This window comes from Sphingobacterium spiritivorum (genome assembly GCF_016724845.1).
Classification (GTDB): Bacteria; Bacteroidota; Bacteroidia; order Sphingobacteriales; family Sphingobacteriaceae; genus Sphingobacterium; species Sphingobacterium spiritivorum_A.
The window spans coordinates 4,052,226-4,070,025 of record NZ_CP068082.1 but is presented as its reverse complement, the minus strand read 5'-3'; the positions used below and the strand labels follow the sequence as shown (position 1 = coordinate 4,070,025).

Here is a 17,800-nt window from a genome sequence, read left to right as displayed (position 1 = left end):
CTGCTCTGCCTCTCACCTACTTTGCTATAAAACCGGAGCTGTATGTATAGCTTGTTTATTGGTCAAAAAGAGAAGGCATTTTGTATTTATTTTCCAGATTCAGCAAAATAGTTTTATTGGCGATGCCACCTGCAAAACCAACCATTTTACCGGTTGCTCCTACTATTCGGTGACAAGGAACAATAATTGCGACCGGATTTTTATTTAGAGCACCTCCTACTGCTCTTACCGCTTTGATATCGCCTAATATTTTTGCTAATCCGCCATAGGTTATGGTCTTACCAAAAGGTACATTCAACAAGGCTTTCCATACTTTCTTCTGAAATTCTGTCCCTGAAAAATCAAGGGAGATATCAAAAGTCGTTCTTGTTTTTGCGAAATATTCAGTCAGCTGTTGTTCTGTCTTTAAGAGTATTGGATTTTGATCATTTCTTTCCGGAGCGGAAAGTTTCGTTCGTGTATAGTCTTCTCCTTCCCATAAGATGGCTGCAAGACCGGCATCTGTAGCAACAAGTCTGATTACCCCAAGTACGGAGGGCATATCTTTATACTCTGATTTCTTATTACTTTCCATTTCTTACGATCTCGTTTCCACTATAATTCATAGGGCTCAATATAGACAAGTCTTACAGGCTTATATTCTATTTAAATCCAGATGCGAAACATAGTTCAACATTATACAACCCTTACAGGATTTTTTTCATTAGATCCCAATGCGATGCATAGAGCTCAATATAGAAAAGCCCTACTGGCTTATATTCTATTTAAATCCAGATGCGAAACATGCTGTTCAACATTATACAACCCTTACAGGATTTTTTTCATTAGACCCCAATGCGATACATAGGGCTCAATATAGACAAGCCTTACAGACTTGTCTTATTTCCAGATAAAAGGCTGAAGGCCTTTCCTATATCAACCCAAGGTTTATCTTGAGGGCTTCATACAATATTTAGTTGCGCCCTGAAAGGGCAGCATATCTATGTCCATAGATAATCTTCATCGAAATCAATCTCATATTCTTTTAAAAATGCTACATATTCATCCTGAAATGATTTTGTTTTATGGTGTTCCTTTTGGTTTTCAATATACTTTTTTACCCGACCTACTACCGATTGACTTACTGAATAACCTGCATAACCTCCTTGCCAGGCAAACTGCTGATAGTTTGCACCTTTGGATTTTATCCAGCGGCTGCTGTTTCGTTTTATTTCTTCTACAAGTTTTGCCAGAGCTATATTTTTTGACATTATTGTCAAGATATGAATATGATCTTGTGTATCATTAATTTTTACAGGTACAGAATCATTTTCTTTGATAATCCCTCCGATATAAGCGTACAGTTCTTTTTCAACCTCCGGCTGGATTAGCGGCTGGTTATACTTTGTATGAAAAATAATGTGTACATACATTTTTGACAAAGACTGTGACATATCTGTTTATTTATTCGAATGTACCTGAAGCTCATCTTCATGCATCAGCATAAATCAATCAGGTTACACACCAGCATCCTTACTTTGCTAATTGTATAATATCATCAACCTCTAAAATCTGTTTTGGATAACCTTTAGATACAGCATGGATCATGGCCCGGCCAACATCTGCGAGTTTCAAAGTCTTTGCTGAGATAAACGGAGCAATCAGCGGCCCCATTATTTTGTATATTGTTTTTACGTTGACCTGTCCCTTTGTCGCTTTCATTATAGCCGGACGGAAATTGTACTGACCTTTAAAGGGTAGTTTCATCAGTTCATTTTCGGTTCTTCCCTTTACTCTTGCCCACATTACCTTTCCCTGTTCTGTACTGTCGGTCCGGTTTCCGGATACATAGATAAAAATCATTTCCGGGTTGATGGCAGAAAGTGTTCTGGCAAACGGAATAACAAAATCGTAAGTCTTTTTAGTAAAGCTTTCTTCGTTTTCCCCTACTGAGCTTACTCCTGCACAGAAAAAGCAACCGTCGTAACCGGTCAACAGATCTGCATGGTCTTCTATTTCTGAAAAATCTTTTAAAATCAGTTCTTTTAGTTTTGGATGTGATAATGGATAGTTTTTCCTTCCAATTATCAATACTCCCACCACGGCGGTGTTATTAAGACATTCCAAGAGTACGCCTTCGCCTACCATTCCTGTTGCACCTGTAATGATTACTTTCATCTGTGTATAATTTGGTTTTATTAAGGTAATGAAATTATCAGATTTTCACCCTCCATTAAATTGGTTTTTATATTCAGGAATGCGTGGCATCGCTTTATTAATCTTTTTTAATTTCCGGGAATGAGCACTTAGTCTATTCTTTCTTCAAAACTCCGTTTTTAACACCTTCGTTGATCAGCGTTTCGGCGTATTCCCAGATCTTTTCAGCCCCTTCTTTTATGATACTTTTCTTTGTATACACTTTCGTATAATTCACACCCGGTTCATTCCATGTTCCACCATTATTAGAACTATTTTGCAGAAGAGGTTCCAGTCTGTCCATTGCTCTGGCAAATTTAGCTTCAGGAGTCTCTCCTGCTTCAAACTCTTCCCATACTGCGATAAGTTCTTCTCCCTGTTCCAGAGGTAACAGACCGAAAATACGATTGGCTGCCCGTCTTTCTTCATCGGTATTACTATGATTTTTCTGCATATCATAAATAAAGGTATCGCCGGCATCTATCTCTACAATATCATGAATTAGCACCATTTTCAGGACTTTCAATAAATCAATCTTTTCATTGGAATGGCCTGCCAGCACAATAGCCATTAATGCCAGATGCCAGCTGTGCTCTGCATCGTTTTCATTCCGGTCACTATTGAATAGCTTGGTTTTACGTTGAATATACTTGATTTTATCAATCTCTTTAATAAAATCTATTTGCTTTAATAGCTCTGCTGAAAACATATCCAGATGTTTTTTTTAGTAATTCTGATTGTATTCGACAAAGATAAATTATTTGCAAAGATCAGTCCAACAATCTGCTGTCTACCTGTAATTATACGGGTAGTATTCTTCCCATTTCCATGGTGTGAATGTATCAGCAATCAATGTCTCCAGAAGTTCTTTGAAGACTTTTGAACCGTTGACACTATTGGTCATTATGATAATAGAAACTCCTTTATCTATAAAATTAATATTATAGTTTTTCCATGCATCATCTCCTCCTTCCTTGAAAAATGCTCTTCCATATTTAGTCCTCATTAATCCCCATCCCAGTCCGTAAGCCAGATGAATAGCTTTATTATCTGCAGTTGTTTCCGTAGTAATCGGTGGAAACTGAGTTTTAGAATGAATGTCTATCTGTGGAGAAATCATTTGCTCAAAATACTTCTTTTCCAACCCTTTACCTTGTGTAACATATGCAATAAAACGTGTGTAATCTGCAATAGTCGTGACCATAGAACCACCAGCAACAGCTGCAGTTCGCTTTCTCTTAACATTCTGCTGGCCTTTTTCATTATGTCCGATGACCAGTTTATCTCCAAAATTATCATGCCATATATACCCTGATCTTGTCATACCAATAGGCTTGAAAATCTTTTCTGTGGCCAGTTCATCCAGGTTCTTACCAGTAATTTCCTCTACAGCTAACTGCAGTAGCTTGAATCCTTCTCCTGAATAAGCATATTGTTTACCGGGCTGAAAATATATACGTATCACTCCTACTGAATCAAATACCGGATTAGAATCTCTGGGGTCAAACCATCTTACATTGGGTAAACCTGTAGTATGACTCAGACACATACGCGCAGTAATTAGCTTCCATCTGTCATCATTTTTTAAATCTGAAAAATAGGGATACTCAGGCAAAGGGTTTTTTAAGTACTGATAAAGAGGTTTGTCCAGATCCAGTTGCCTTTCCTGAACAAGCAGCATACTGAGATATCCGAAGACAGCTTTACTAAAAGAAGCCGCATATATAAGAGTGGTCGTATCCATTAACTCGTTTTGGATTTCGTCCCGATAGCCATATGATTTAATGAATACAGGTTTGTTGTGATTGAGAATTGCCAGATTAAGTCCGGGGATATCTGCACTATCCATCACAGCACGTACTTTATGATCAATCTCAGATATGGTTAATGTGCTTCGATCTAATCGGGTAATATGGTCTTGCTGTCCATAAGACAGCTGAACGCAGCATATAAGTACGAGTATCAGTCGATATGGCTTGGCACAACAAGCCAAAAAAAGATTCCGTCCCGACAATAGTTGTACAGCTGACCGGAAGTAAAATAGTGTTAAAACAGATTGCTTCATTTTGCTTTTTTTTTTATTCAAAGTTCTTGCATCATACCGATGCTGTCAACGACACAGTGACGACATATAGACGACAGATGAGGCTGTTTGAATTAAAAGAGATGACAAAAGCAGTTATTCAGGGGAATTCTCAGGAACAGGTTTAAGAAAAGGAAAAAAACAATAATACCTTGGTTTTAGATTTTTAAAGCTACGGATACCATTGACAACACAGAGTATAATAGCAGTAACAGTCGTAAGAACCAGTAGAAAAAAACCAACAGGAAAATAGATAACCAGTAATACAATGGCTAAAAGCATTAAGATTGTAATTGTAAATTGAAAGTTTAAAGAGATACGGCCATGAACATCATACTGCAGATTTTTTTGTTTACAGTATATCCAGAGAAAAAGGGGAAACAATATATTCCCAAATGGGAATATAAGTCCTGTGAGCGGTAGGAAATGAAAAAGTGAAACCATCTCGTTTGAAGCCTGGGTATCCTTGTTGTTCTTCCGGATTTCGGCACTTAACTCTTCTATACTGATATCCAGAGCTTCAGCTATTCTTTGTAAAGTGTAGCCTTGTGGAATCACCTCTCCTTTTTCTATACGTTGAATCGTACGTGTGGTCAGCCCGGCTAATTCAGCCAGTTTTTGCTGGGTCAGCCCTTTGTCAGATCTCTTTTGTGACAGGTTAAAACTGGTTCTGTTTTCTTTCATAAAGACTCATAATTCCTTTAAAACAAAGATAATTATATTCCTTAAAAAGGATTTCATAAAAGATGGTCAGAATATAAGTTTAGAAACTTCATCTGACTTTCCTTTAAAACAACCTGTACCCGACAGCAAGTGATGTATACTTACTATATACTTGCTGTTGTTGCTGTTCTGCTGTATTTTCTGTCAATGCTATAAATCCTTGTGTATAGCGAAGTCCGATATGTAGCTTTGAGGATAGCGTATACGCTAAAGTACCGCTTATTCCAAGATCCCATTTATGCAGATATCCGCCGGAAGAAGCAGAACTTCCATATATAGTATGATCTTTGAAGAGATTTCCCTGCAGATCTTTACGTTGAATTGATCCACCCGACACTATCCCCCAATACGGTCCGGCACTGACCTGCAGATTCTTATAATGGAAGGCAGGACTTAAGGGATATAACTGTATAATCTGACGATTTAGCTTACTCTTGTATACAGGCTGATTTCCATCATTTAAGTGAAGAATGACGGTTGTGGGTGAATATAAAACTTCATGCTTCAATCCAAAAGATGTTGTTATCGGATTAAAAACAGACAAGCCAATGATGACATTACAGCCACGCTGAACTGTTCCGCTATTTGAAAGATTTTCTAACTGATTACCTGACAACATATTTCTGCTGATGCCTGCTGTCAGATCTAAAGTAGGTCTGTCTTGTGCCTTTGCAACTATTAAATTGCATAGCATGGCAATGATTCCTGTTATTTTCCTGATCATGATTTTTAAAAATTAATATCCCATATTCCTGCTGCACGTTCCACTTCGATCAGTGAAACTGCATATTGAAAAAGAGCTTCCTGATAATTGATCTGAACAGCATTGTATGAGCGCTGTGCTTCCAGTAATTCAAGGAGTGTAGTTTCTCCTCTTTTGTAACTGTACATCCTGCCCTGAAGGATTTTACCGGAATCTTCTAATATTCCGTTTTCGAACTGCATGAGTGTTTTACGGGCAGTGGTATAGGTATTCCAGACTTGTGAAACTTCAGTTGCAATCTGCAATTCAGTATGTCGGTACAATACTTCCGTTTGTTGTAGTTCCCATTGTGCCTGCTTCAGATCTCCTTTGTAACGGTTTGAAAATTTCAGCGGAACCGACAGACCCAGCGTTACCGCATTAACGGATGGTGTCGGTGCGACTACATTGGAGACTTGTGATGTACTGCCAACACCCAGATTTATACCCAGGTCAATCCGGCGATTGGCTTTAGCCAGTTTTAACATCTTTTCTGAAACCGTTTTATTACGCAGTGCAGCGATAAGGTCTGCCCTATTATGAAGCGCCTCATTCAATAAGCCTTCATAGTGAAAACTTCTTTCCAATACAGGTATCTTCAGGGTTTGTATGGACAAGGTGTCATGAAGTTGTTTCCCCATAAATAACCCCAGTCGGATCAGGCTGTTTTTCCATTCATATTCTGTCTGATACACTTCATTACGCATACTCCGGGCTTCTAACTGGCTTTGAAGCGCATCCACACGTGATATCTGTCCCAATGCATAGCGCACACTGTCTGCATCAGCAATACCTTTCATATTATTAAATGAATCATACTGCACTTGCAGCAGCTGTTTATTTTTCACACCTTCCAGATAGGCCAATGTCGCATCGGCCCGAAGATTTTGATAATATTGCTGCAGGAGTGCTTTTGTCATTTCCGAATGACTGTATGCCAGCTCCTGACGAGCTCTGCGCTTCCCGCCCAATTCAACAGTCCATTCCAGTGACGTGCTGAGTCCGTATCCCATCTTCATTCTGCGCTGCCCGTTGTCTGTTGCTGACACCTGTAATTGAGGATCAGGAAATACAGCTGCCAGCTCGATTGCAGCTTCAGCCAGATTGAGATTGAATCGCTCAGCTGTGTATTCCAGATTAGAATGACTTACAGTCTGCATAAAGTCCGTGTAGGATAAGGTGTACTGATGACCTCCTGTAATAAGCTGTGCCAGACTATTTTCGTGTATCAGCATTACACACAATATGGCCAGCCAGGGGTATTTTATTGTAAAAATCATTGTTTAGTATGTTAGGAGGTATGAGTAATATTATATCTTTCATTTTTTTCTCTTTTCTTCTCAATCAGGTAATACAGCGCAGGCAAGGCGTATAAGGTGATGACAGTAGAAAACAGCAGACCGTAAACGATAACCGTAGCCAATGGGCGCTGTACATCACTGCCGATACCTGTAGCCAGTGATGCCGGAAACAGCCCTAATATGGCGACTGTAGCAGTCATCAGCACCGGTCGAAAACGGTGTTTTGCACCTATAGTCACTGCATCGTAAAGGCTTTTTCCCTGCTTTCTTAGCTCATTGAAGTGAGAAATCATCAATACTCCATTTTGAATGGCGACGCCAAACAGTGCTATAAATCCTACAGCGGATGAAACATTAAGACTCATTCCCCGGATTTCCAGCGCCAGCATTCCTCCGAATAGTGCTAACGGTACAATACTCATAAGCAAGCCTGCCTGCGAAAATTTACCGAATGCTCCATACAGAAGGATAAACATTAAGGCCAGCGCCAGCGGGATAATGATCGCAAGATGACCGAAAGCTCGTTTTTGGTTTTCGAACTGTCCTCCCCATTTGATGGTAAATTTTTCATGATCATACCTGACCTGTCTTTCGATTTCGGACTGCGCTTCTTTCAGAAAGCTGGTCAGATCAGCTCCCCGCAGATTGAGTTTTACGGTGAGGTGTCTCTTGTTCATTTCTCTGGAGATGGTACTTTCTCCGGTATTCAGCCGCACATCTGCTACCTGAGCCAAAGGTATTTTAGCTCCGGAAACATTGGTAAGCATGAGATTACTGATCTTTTCGGGTGTATTGCGACTATCATCCTTATACCGACAGATGATATCGTACACTTTATCCTGCACGAATATTTGAGAGACAGCTTTCCCTCCCAGAGCTACTTCTATCAGTTCAGTAACGTCTTCGACGTTGAGTCCGTATTGTGCTATTTTATCTCTGGAGGCAATAATCTGTATCTGTGGCAGCGGTGGCTCCTGATCGATGGCGAGATCTACAGCTCCCTTCACCTGCTGCAGGGTTTTCATTACATCTTCTGCAATCCGTCTTGTTTCTTTGAAATCATTACCATATATCTTAACTACAAGTTCACTGTGTGCTCCGGAAATCTTATCCATCACACCATCAATCATCGGTTGTGAAAATCCCACGCTGTAACCCGGCATTTTTTCATAGCGGTTTGCCAGTTCCTGTATAAGATGCTCTTTTCGCTTACCTTTTGGCCATTGGTTATACGGCTTGATTCCGATACTACATTCAAAATGCGGAGGCGTCCAGGCATCAGTCCCATCGTCGTTGCGACCGGCCTGAACCATTACATAAGTGACTTCCTCCTGTTGTAAGGTTACTCTGCGAAATTCATTACTCATCTCTTTGGACTTCTCTACTGTAATTCCTGAAGGGAGAGATACCTGTAACCAAATAGACCCTTCATCCAACGGCGGGAGGAAGTCTTTACCAATCCGAACGGTCATGGTCACCGCGAGTATCAGGATCATACCCAGTGGCAACAGCACCTTTACAGGGCTTAGCATTATTTTACTTATGCGGCTGTAATAGCAATCAGCAAGGTGCTCCAGCCATTTATTGTGATACATCTTCTGTGGTTTGCGGTACAGAAGATAGGCCATTCCGGGAATCAGAAAAAGTGCCACTAACAATGCTCCAAAGAGAGCATAGCCTACCGTAAAGGCCATTGGTGTAAAGAGTTTTTTCTCTACCCGCTCAAAAGCGAATAAGGGCAGATAGGCTGTAATGATAATGATCACTGAGAAAAATACGGGGCGTGCGACTGCCCGTACACGCTCTGCAATATTTTTTTCAGTAAGGTATTCCTTTTGATTGTCTTCTCTCTTCTTTAGTATGGTTTCGATCATCACGATAGCACCATCGGCTATAATTCCAAAATCTATCGCTCCAAGTGACAACAGATTAGCCGGAATATGAGTCAGTTTCATCAATATAAAGGCTATAAACAGAGAAACCGGAATAGTCAATGCGACCAGTATCGCTCCCCGCCAGCTACCCAGAAACAATATCAGAACGATAATAACCAGCAACATCCCTTCCATCAGCGTATGAGAGACGGTAGAAAGTGTAGTATTGACCAGATCTGTACGATCGAGAAAAGTATGTATACGAACACCTTTCGGAAGACCAGTACTATTGAGCTCGTCTACGGCCTGCTGTATACCCTGCAATACCTGTGACGGATTCTGATGTTTCAACAGCAAGACTATTCCTTCTATTCCGTCAGCATAGTCTGCTCCGCGCTTGTCTGAATATCCGAGTGCACCTTTGCGCTCGAGATTACCATACCGTACACTTCCGATATCCTCCAGATAGATAGCTGTACCATTTACAGACTTGACAACGACACGAGCTATATCTTTGAGATCTTTCACTAATCCTATTCCTCTTACCACATAGGCCTGATCCCCCCTGTTGACTACACTTCCGCCGGCATTTGCATTGTTTTTACCGATGGCTTCTACCACTTCATTAAGAGACAGATTATATTGCTGTAGCTTATGTGGATCGAGTTCGATCTGATACTGTGTGGTAATACCTCCGAAATTGGTTACATCTGCAACTCCTGCGACTTGTTTGATGCGCGGAATAACTGTGAAATTTTGAAGATCGGTCAGCTCACGCAGGTCGTGTGAATTGCTTTCTAATATATAACGGTATATTTCGCCTGTAGGTGAAGTCAGCGGATCCAGTCCGGGTACTGCACCATAAGGGAGGGAAACTTCCTGCAACCGCTCCTGAATACGGGTCCGGGCAAAATAATCATCTACACCATCTTCGAATACGAGCGTCACCATAGACAGTCCGAATGTACTTTTGCTTCGCATCACATGCATTCCGGGCAGCCCGTTGATGGCTCTTTCAATAGGAATAGTTATTTGCTGTTCGATCTCTTCGGCTGCTAATCCCGGCACCTGGGTCACAATCTGGGATGTCACATCTCCAATATCAGGATAGGCTTCTATAGATAATTTTGTCCACGAATAGTAACCAAATACAGATAATAGGACAAAGAGTGCCAGTAACAGCCATCTTTTTACAATGGTGGTTTCAAATATATTTGTTTGCATATGGGTAGGTTATTTAGCGTCAAGCAGATAGAATGCGCCCTCAGAAATAATATAATCTTGTGTTGTAAGCCCGGAAAGGATGTGAATCTTATCCTGATCAGTATCTCCGGTCTTTACCGTTTTCTTAATGTATTTGTGGTCTCCGACCCTAACAAATACATAGCTCTGTTCATTAAACTGGAGTAAGGATGTGGATGGAATAAAAATGGTCTTGCGGGATTCACTCTTAAATTCTGCGGTGATAAACATACCCGGCTTCAGCGCATGATCTTTGTTTTCACATTCGATCAGTACCTGAATACTTCTTGCATCTTCCTCTACAGCTTCATTGATATGATATACTTTCCCTTTGATAATACGATCGGGCAAAGCAGCAGATCTCACCTGAACTTCTCCGTTGATACGTATATGCTGAATATCTTTTTCTTTAATCATTCCCACTATCCATACTTTATCCAGTTCGGCTATTTTCACATGTGCCGGATCATCTGATTTGAGGTAATGTCCGCTTACGACATCATGCCATATAACTTCACCTGCTATTGGAGAAGTGACAACCAGAGACTGTCCCAGTCTGAGTTTGTCTACATTTACGCCAAATACCTGCAAAGCTTCTTTGGTATTCTGGTATTCTTTTTCCTTTATATCATAGTTGACCTTTGCCTCTTCCATATCTCGTTCGGCTCCTACGCCGTGCTGCAAAAGATCACGTTGACGTTTCAGTGCAATACCTGCATATTGGTATTCGGATCTTGCCTGAAAAAACAGTTTCTGAGCATCTGTAAATTCGGGCGATATAAGTTCAAAAAGTACTGTTCCCGGACTCGTTCGCTGACCTAACTGCAGGTGAACCTTGCTGATTCTTCCCGAATATGGCGGAGCGATTTCAGCGTACTGATTTGGGATCACTTTTACGAATCCGTCTGTTGTCAGTGTCTGCTGATAGTCTTCTTCCTCCACTTTTATAACTTTGATCTTGTCTTTCAAACGACTTTCATCAGGAATTATAATGGTATCGCCCTTGTTCGTAAAATCGATGTAAGTAGTTTCTGCCGGTTGATGGCTACAGGATAGCAACATAACTGCCCCTGCAATGAAGAGGATCATCTTTTTCATTACCTTTTTCTTGCTATATAGTTTTAACTTTTCAGGTTGGTCCTTCCAACCCTTTTATGTAATTATGTCTTGTCTGACCAGAAAACGATAACCGCTCGTTATAACCATTCCTGAAATCTGCGGATATACCACCTCTTTACAACCTGCGTCAGCAAACAGTAGCTAAACAGAATACCGATGAGCCACGGAAAATAGGTCCAGGGCAAAGGTTGCATCCCTAATGCAGAGGCGACTGGCAGAAACGGAATAAGCATGCCTGTCACTATAATCAAAGAAGTCATAGCTACAACGGGAGCTGTAGCCCAGCTTTGTATAAACGGTACTTTACGTGTACGAATCATATGGATAATCAGGGTTTGCGACAATAGCCCTTCTACAAACCAACCGCTCTGAAACAAAGATTGATGCTCAGGACTGTTAGCTTTGAATACATAAAACATAACGGCAAACGTTATAAAATCAAATACAGAACTGATAGGCCCTATACATAACATAAAGCGTTGCAAGCCTCGTGCATCCCATTTCTTTGGTTCAGCCAGAAAATCTTTATCCATACTATCCCAGGGAATGGTCACTTGAGAGACATCGTATAACAGATTCTGAACCAGGAGCTGGACGGGAAGCATAGGTAGAAAAGGCAGAAATGCACTGGCTCCCAGCATACTAAACATGTTACCGAAATTACTGCTTGCGGTCATTTTGATATATTTGACTATGTTGCCAAAAGTTCTTCTGCCGTAAATGACGCCCTTTCTCAATATGGTGAGATCTTTTTCCAATAAAATAATATCAGCGCTTTCTTTGGCAATATCCACTGCAGTATCAACGCTGATGCCGACATCGGATTCTTTGAGAGCGGCCGCATCATTGATTCCATCTCCCATAAAACCTACGGTGTGTCCCTTCTCACGCAGCGCCTGCACGACTCTTACTTTTTGCAGGGGACTGAGTTTGGCAAATACAGAGATATCGTCTACCTGTGTTTTCAATTCTTCTGCAGACAGCATATCGAGTTCATCACCCAGCATGATGTTACGGATCGGAATTCCAACATCCCGACATATTTTACGGGTCACGATATCATTGTCTCCGGTCAGCACTTTTATAGCTATCCCCAATTCTTGTAAACCTTTTATACTTGGTGCTGCGGAAGGTTTGGCCGGATCCAGAAAACCTATAAAACCGGTCAGTATAAGTTTGTTCTCATCTTCAACAGCATAAGTAAGCGGATGGTTGCCTTCAAATTCGCGTATGGCAACCAGCAACACCCTCAATCCCTCTTCATTGAGCTTCCGTGCTGTACGCATTACCTGATCGCGCATTGTGTCGTTCATCTGCACAATATTATCCTGCTCGGTATGAATACTGCGATCCTCCCCCGGATCGAATGTATGTGTACAGAGGCTGAGCATTTCCTCTACGGCTCCTTTGCAGATCAGCAAGTGGCAGCCGTTTGCATTTTTCAGGACAACCGACATTCTTCGCCGCTGAAAATCAAACGGGATTTCATCAATCTTTACGTAATGTTCTTCAACCTTGAGATAATCATGTAATTCTACATGTTCTAACACTGCTTTATCAAGCAGATTTTTCAACCCCATCTGATGATAGCTATTCAGATAAGCCCATTTCAATACTTCATCATCTTCGGCTCCGTATACATTAAGATGTTTTTCCAATACGATCTTATCCATCGTAAGCGTACCGGTCTTATCTGTACACAGTACATCCATTGCACCTATATTCTGTATAGCATTCAATCTTTTTACGATCACTTTACGTTTGCTCATGTTCAGTGCTCCTTTGGCCAGATTAGCAGTTACGATCATCGGTAGCATTTCGGGAGTAAGTCCCACAGCCACTGCCACCGCAAACAGTAAGGCATTCATCCAGTCATCTTTGAGCAGACCATTGATGAGCAAAATAACCGGAACCATAACAAGCATAAACCGGATAAGGAGGAAGCTTACCTTATTGACTCCTTTATCAAAAGCTGTCTCCGGACGTTCGCCCACAATTGTTTTGCTGATAGTCCCGAAGTAAGTGGAACTACCTGTTGCTACTACAATTGCGGATGCCGAGCCACTGATCACATTAGTTCCCATAAAACAGATATTGGAAATTTCGATGGGAGAACACTGATCGGCATGTGGAACCGATAACCAGTTCTTTTCTACAGGAAGCGCTTCTCCTGTGAGCATGGATTCACTCACAAAGAGGTCTTTGCAATGCAATATTCTGCAATCGGCTGGAATCATATCGCCGGCGGACAGAAAAATAACATCTCCCGGAACTAATTCTTCAATAAGCAGTTCCTGCTTGCCGTTATATCTACGCAACACAGTTGACGTGGTCTTTACCATACTTTTGAGTTGTTCTGCAGCCCTATTACTTCTGAACTCCTGCACAAATCGCATCAATGCACTGATTATCATCATCGTGAATACTACTATTACAGTCTTGTAATCGCGTTCCTCAGGTAATGCCATCCATATATCCAACACAAAAGATATCAGAGCAATCACAAGTAAAATCAATATAAACGGGTTAGCAAAAGCTTGTATAAGCTGTTTTAACCAGGAAGGTGCACGATCATGCTGTATGACATTTTTCCCAAACCGCTGTATCCTGTCCTTTGCTGTAGCGGACGTGATGCCTTCGGCAGAACTCTCCAGCATAGCATAGATAAACTGGTCTTCCTGCATGGCGATATTCTGCAGTTTGATAGTTGTCCCATCATTCATTCCTGATCTGCTCAACATTTCTTTCGATTTTTTATGCAGGGTTGTAGTATTGTTTTTCATTTTTCACTCCTTTATTACGAACCGGAATTACATTTTTTTAAAATAAATTTAATTACCTGATTATATGATATATAAATTAAATATTGAAAACTATCACTTTAACAAAATAACAGCTATAAATCACTTTGCGTACCTATAATCTCCCAACTCACTTTCATTACTTTTTCTTCAATCGTCAACAGACTGGCGACACGTTCCATAAAGCTGTCTTGCTGAGATGCTGCATGTATCTCCGCTGTAATAATAGCCTTCTGTGGATCTTCATAATCATCACTGCTCAATGATTTAAGCAGTAGCTTCTCATGATTGCCCAGTTGCTGAAGCAGAAGGATACGGATATGATTCTCTACTTCTGCTCTGCAGATAATCGAAAACCGGTAATCTGTCTGAATTACGGCAGATTTGATATAATGAGATTGTCCGATGCGTTGACCAAGCGGACGCATAAGCAGATGGATCAATACAACAAAAAAACTGAGAATAATAGCTTCTTCATATAATCCGACGCCCACAAGCGAGCCAATTGCAGCAGAACACCAGATGGTAGCAGCGGTATTAAGCCCCTGTACACTCATCCCGTCTTTCATAATTACTCCGGCGCCGAGAAAACCAATTCCGCTGATAATATATGAAGCGACTCTTCCGGTAGCATCTCCTCCAATACTGATAGACAACAATATAAAAGCAGTTGAACCCAAAGAAACTAGTGTGTTGGTACGGAGACCGGCGCTCTTCTGTCTCCATTGACGTTCAAAACCTATGGAAGCTCCCAATAACAGAGATAGGGCCAGACGAATAGTAAAATCGAGTGTGTTCATCGTTCTTTTGTATAATACAAACAGGAGCTTAGGTACGCTCCTTCAAGAACGATACGGATTAAGCTGTCAGCTTGTGAGTAAGATAATAGGGACCTGAATCCATGTTGTTTTTATTTTTTTGACGTTGCAAAAGTAAAACAGCTCCTGTAAGGGAGCTGTTAGAGATCTTTTAGAAAAATATTAGAATTTGATTAGAATCTGTTTCAGGGTAACTTGGTCGCGTCTGCCGGTATCCTCACCGGCAGTATGGTAATTTCAGTTCTATCATTTGGCGGGGACGCCAAACGACGCTGTTAAATATTTAAGTTGATGTAGGCGTCATAATCCTTCTCTCCTTTTAAAGGAGAGATGCCCGAAGGGCAGAAAGGTTAATCTGTAGAAGGCCCTAACCCTCTCCTTAAAAATGAGAGGGAATAAGTTTTAACAGGATAACTATTTCTGGTCGCGTCTGCCGGTGTCCTCACCGGCAGTATGGTAATTTCAGTTCTATCATTTGGCGGGGACGCCAAATGACGCGGTTAAATATTTAAGTTGATGTAGGCACCATAATCCTTCTCTCCTTCGGAGATATCCCGATTTATCGGGAGAAAGGTTAATCCATAGAAGTTCAGAACCTCTCCCTAACCCTTCCGACGAGTCGAAACAGGTTTTCCTTAGAAATGAGAGGGAGCAAGTTTCGTAAAAAAACGTCGTTATAACACTTCTCTCCTTTTAAAGGAGAGATGCCCGAAGGGCAGAGAGGTTAATCTGTAGAAGTTTAAAACCTCTCCCTAACCCTTTCGACGAGTTGAACAAGTTCTTCTTAAAAAGTGGAGGGAATTATCTTCTATCAAGTATTCATCAGTACCGGGAGTGTCACCGTAAATGTTGTACCTGCTTCAGTAGAGGAGGCGACAGTAATATCTCCTTTGTGCAGAGAAATAATTTTCTTAGTAAGTGGCAATCCTATTCCGTTACCTTCTGCAAACATTTTATTTTGTCCCCTAAAGAAAGGTGTAAAAATATGCTTCAGATCTTCTTCCGGAATGCCAATACCCTGATCCGAAAAACGTAATGTTATACTGGTGTATGTAAAGGAAACCGTAAGCCGGCACTGTTTATCGTCTGAGAACTTACAACCATTCTCAAACAAATTAGCAAATGCGACCATCAGCAGGTAACTATTGCCGTTTACAGATATTTGCTTATCATTCTCAAAATCGTTTTCAAAATTAATGGATATCTTATAATCCTTATTTCCTTTCTGTACCTGTAACTGTGCATCCAGTAAGATTTCATCCACACGCACTGATTTAAAAGAGATTTCTACAGGGTCGTAAGTAGCTTTTGCAAAATCCAAAAGGCTGTTCGACAAGCGGCCTAATTTTTTTGCATCATTCAGGGTATTTCGGATCACTTCCTGATATTCTGCTATACTTCTTTCTCTGGAGGTAGACAATTCCAGTTCGGCGGTAATAGCAGCCAGCGGCGTACGAAGTTCATGTGCTACATTTGATACAAACTGTTTTTGGGCATCAAATGAGTTTTCAAGTCTGTTTAACAGATCATTGAATGTCTCTGCGAGCTCCGTAAGTTCATCTTTCGCATGACCTGTATCTAATCTCATATGCAGGCTGGTTGTAGAGATTTGACGTGCCCTCTCAGTCATTTCACGTACAGGGGCAAATGCCCTTCGTGAAAAGAACCGCCCTGCCACATAGATAAAAAGGATAGATACCACAAATACAAGAATACTAACCCAAAGCATATTAGCCAGTTTATTATAGCCGTATTGATCGTAGGCTGCGGCCGTAATTATATACGTTTTACCCTTGTACACATGCCTTATACCTATCACCTGCCAGTCGTTAAGGTAAAACTGTACTTCACCTTTATTGTAAATCTGATCAATCATCGACAGGTTCTCTTTGACGACATCAATATCTACAGCATCATGATAGAGAAGTTGAAAATCATGAGTATAGATAGCTACTTCTACCTCATTGATTATCTTACGGTTATTATGATATATATTTTGCAGAGTTCGCACATCTACTCCTGCGACGAAAAATAAATTAGCTTTGGTAACTGCTTCTTTTTTTAACAAAGCATAGAATTCCTTTTGCCGGTTTTGCTTGGCAGAAAAATACAGGACCGCCCCAAAAATCAGCAGTATAGTCGCTGTGATAAGTGTAAACAACAGGGTCAGTCTCGCTCTTGCTCCCATTACGCATTTCTTAAAATAAATCCCATTCCCGGCTTGGTATGAATAAGTTTGTGATCAAAGCCCTTATCTATTTTTTTACGGAGGTAATTAATATATACATCAATAAAATTGGTACCTGTATCAAAATGTGTTTCCCACACATGTTCCGCTATATCGGATCGGGACAGCACCTTTTCGGGATGACTTAAAAAATACTGAAGCAGGTTAAATTCTTTGGGTGTAAGTTCGATTTCTATACCGGCCCGCTTCACCATCTTGGTATTGAGGTTCATTTCCAGATCATGATATTTCAATACGAAAGATGCAACACTGGCAGATTGATCCTTACGTTTCAATAAAGCACGTATACGGGCAATCAGCTCCCTCATTTCAAAAGGCTTGACCAGGTAATCATCTGCTCCCGCATCAAATCCTTCTACTTTATTATCTGTGGTACCCAATGCCGTCAGCATAATAATAGGAAGATCCGGTTTCAGTTGGCGCACTTCTTTACACAAGTCTAATCCGTCAATCTTTGGCAGAATAATATCAGTGATAATGAGGCTAAAATCATGTTGTAAGGCTAATTTCTTACCAGACATTCCATCGTAGGCCAGCATCGTCTGAAATCCCTGCTCCTGGACAGCGCGTTCAATCAGTTCTGCTACTCTGAGATCATCTTCAATAATAAGGATATCCATGCTTGTATATTTTCAGTATCAAATTTCGGCATTATTCTTAAGATAGACCAATAA

Annotated in this window: 14 protein-coding genes; all 14 read right to left on the bottom strand. The window is 40.8% G+C overall.

The genetic code is table 11. The annotated features are described in order from the left end of the window. Positions 1 to 55: 55 nt before the first annotated feature. On the bottom strand, positions 56 to 574 hold the full coding sequence (locus I6J03_RS17270; protein WP_003003693.1) for a methylated-DNA--[protein]-cysteine S-methyltransferase: 519 nt from the start codon (positions 572 to 574) through the stop codon (positions 56 to 58). A 406-nt stretch (positions 575 to 980) separates the two neighbouring features. Then, positions 981 to 1,433, bottom strand: a complete 453-nt coding sequence (tnpA, locus tag I6J03_RS17265) for an IS200/IS605 family transposase (RefSeq protein ID WP_003003696.1) — start codon at positions 1,431 to 1,433, stop codon at positions 981 to 983. Positions 1,434 to 1,512: 79 nt separating this feature from the next. Beyond that, entirely contained in the window at positions 1,513 to 2,157 is a 645-nt protein-coding gene (locus I6J03_RS17260) for an NAD-dependent epimerase/dehydratase family protein (RefSeq protein WP_003003698.1), read from the bottom strand. A gap of 133 nt (positions 2,158 to 2,290) precedes the next feature. After that, the gene (locus I6J03_RS17255) at positions 2,291 to 2,884 is read right to left on the bottom strand and encodes an HD domain-containing protein (RefSeq protein WP_003003700.1); all 594 of its coding nucleotides are present in this window, start codon (positions 2,882 to 2,884) and stop codon (positions 2,291 to 2,293) included. A gap of 81 nt (positions 2,885 to 2,965) precedes the next feature. Beyond that, complete coding sequence (locus I6J03_RS17250) at positions 2,966 to 4,240, bottom strand: serine hydrolase domain-containing protein (RefSeq protein WP_039989554.1); 1,275 nt, start codon at positions 4,238 to 4,240, stop codon at positions 2,966 to 2,968. 114 nt (positions 4,241 to 4,354) lie between these two features. Then, positions 4,355 to 4,942 carry a helix-turn-helix domain-containing protein gene (locus tag I6J03_RS17245; RefSeq protein ID WP_003003704.1) on the bottom strand — a complete coding sequence of 196 codons (588 nt, stop codon included), beginning with the start codon at positions 4,940 to 4,942 and terminating at the stop codon, positions 4,355 to 4,357. Positions 4,943 to 5,045: 103 nt separating this feature from the next. After that, complete coding sequence (locus I6J03_RS17240; RefSeq protein WP_003003706.1) at positions 5,046 to 5,705, bottom strand: hypothetical protein; 660 nt, start codon at positions 5,703 to 5,705, stop codon at positions 5,046 to 5,048. Between the two features lie 5 nt (positions 5,706 to 5,710). Continuing rightward, positions 5,711 to 7,003 carry a TolC family protein gene (locus I6J03_RS17235; protein WP_003003708.1) on the bottom strand — a complete coding sequence of 431 codons (1,293 nt, stop codon included), beginning with the start codon at positions 7,001 to 7,003 and terminating at the stop codon, positions 5,711 to 5,713. A gap of 11 nt (positions 7,004 to 7,014) precedes the next feature. Then, positions 7,015 to 10,122 carry an efflux RND transporter permease subunit gene (locus I6J03_RS17230; protein ID WP_003003710.1) on the bottom strand — a complete coding sequence of 1,036 codons (3,108 nt, stop codon included), beginning with the start codon at positions 10,120 to 10,122 and terminating at the stop codon, positions 7,015 to 7,017. A 9-nt stretch (positions 10,123 to 10,131) separates the two neighbouring features. Continuing rightward, positions 10,132 to 11,238, bottom strand: coding sequence for an efflux RND transporter periplasmic adaptor subunit (locus I6J03_RS17225; protein WP_003003712.1), 1,107 nt, complete (start codon positions 11,236 to 11,238; stop codon positions 10,132 to 10,134). A gap of 98 nt (positions 11,239 to 11,336) precedes the next feature. Then, entirely contained in the window at positions 11,337 to 14,042 is a 2,706-nt protein-coding gene (gene mgtA, locus I6J03_RS17220; RefSeq protein WP_003003713.1) for a magnesium-translocating P-type ATPase, read from the bottom strand. A gap of 113 nt (positions 14,043 to 14,155) precedes the next feature. Then, positions 14,156 to 14,860: an MgtC/SapB family protein gene (locus I6J03_RS17215; protein WP_201693862.1), complete on the bottom strand. Its 705-nt coding sequence runs from the start codon at positions 14,858 to 14,860 to the stop codon at positions 14,156 to 14,158. A gap of 829 nt (positions 14,861 to 15,689) precedes the next feature. Then, the gene (locus I6J03_RS17210; protein ID WP_003003720.1) at positions 15,690 to 17,066 is read right to left on the bottom strand and encodes a sensor histidine kinase; all 1,377 of its coding nucleotides are present in this window, start codon (positions 17,064 to 17,066) and stop codon (positions 15,690 to 15,692) included. Next, on the bottom strand, positions 17,066 to 17,746 hold the full coding sequence (locus I6J03_RS17205; protein WP_003003722.1) for a response regulator transcription factor: 681 nt from the start codon (positions 17,744 to 17,746) through the stop codon (positions 17,066 to 17,068). Before I6J03_RS17205 ends, I6J03_RS17210 begins: the two co-directional genes overlap by 1 nt. Between the last annotated feature and the right edge of the window lie 54 nt (positions 17,747 to 17,800).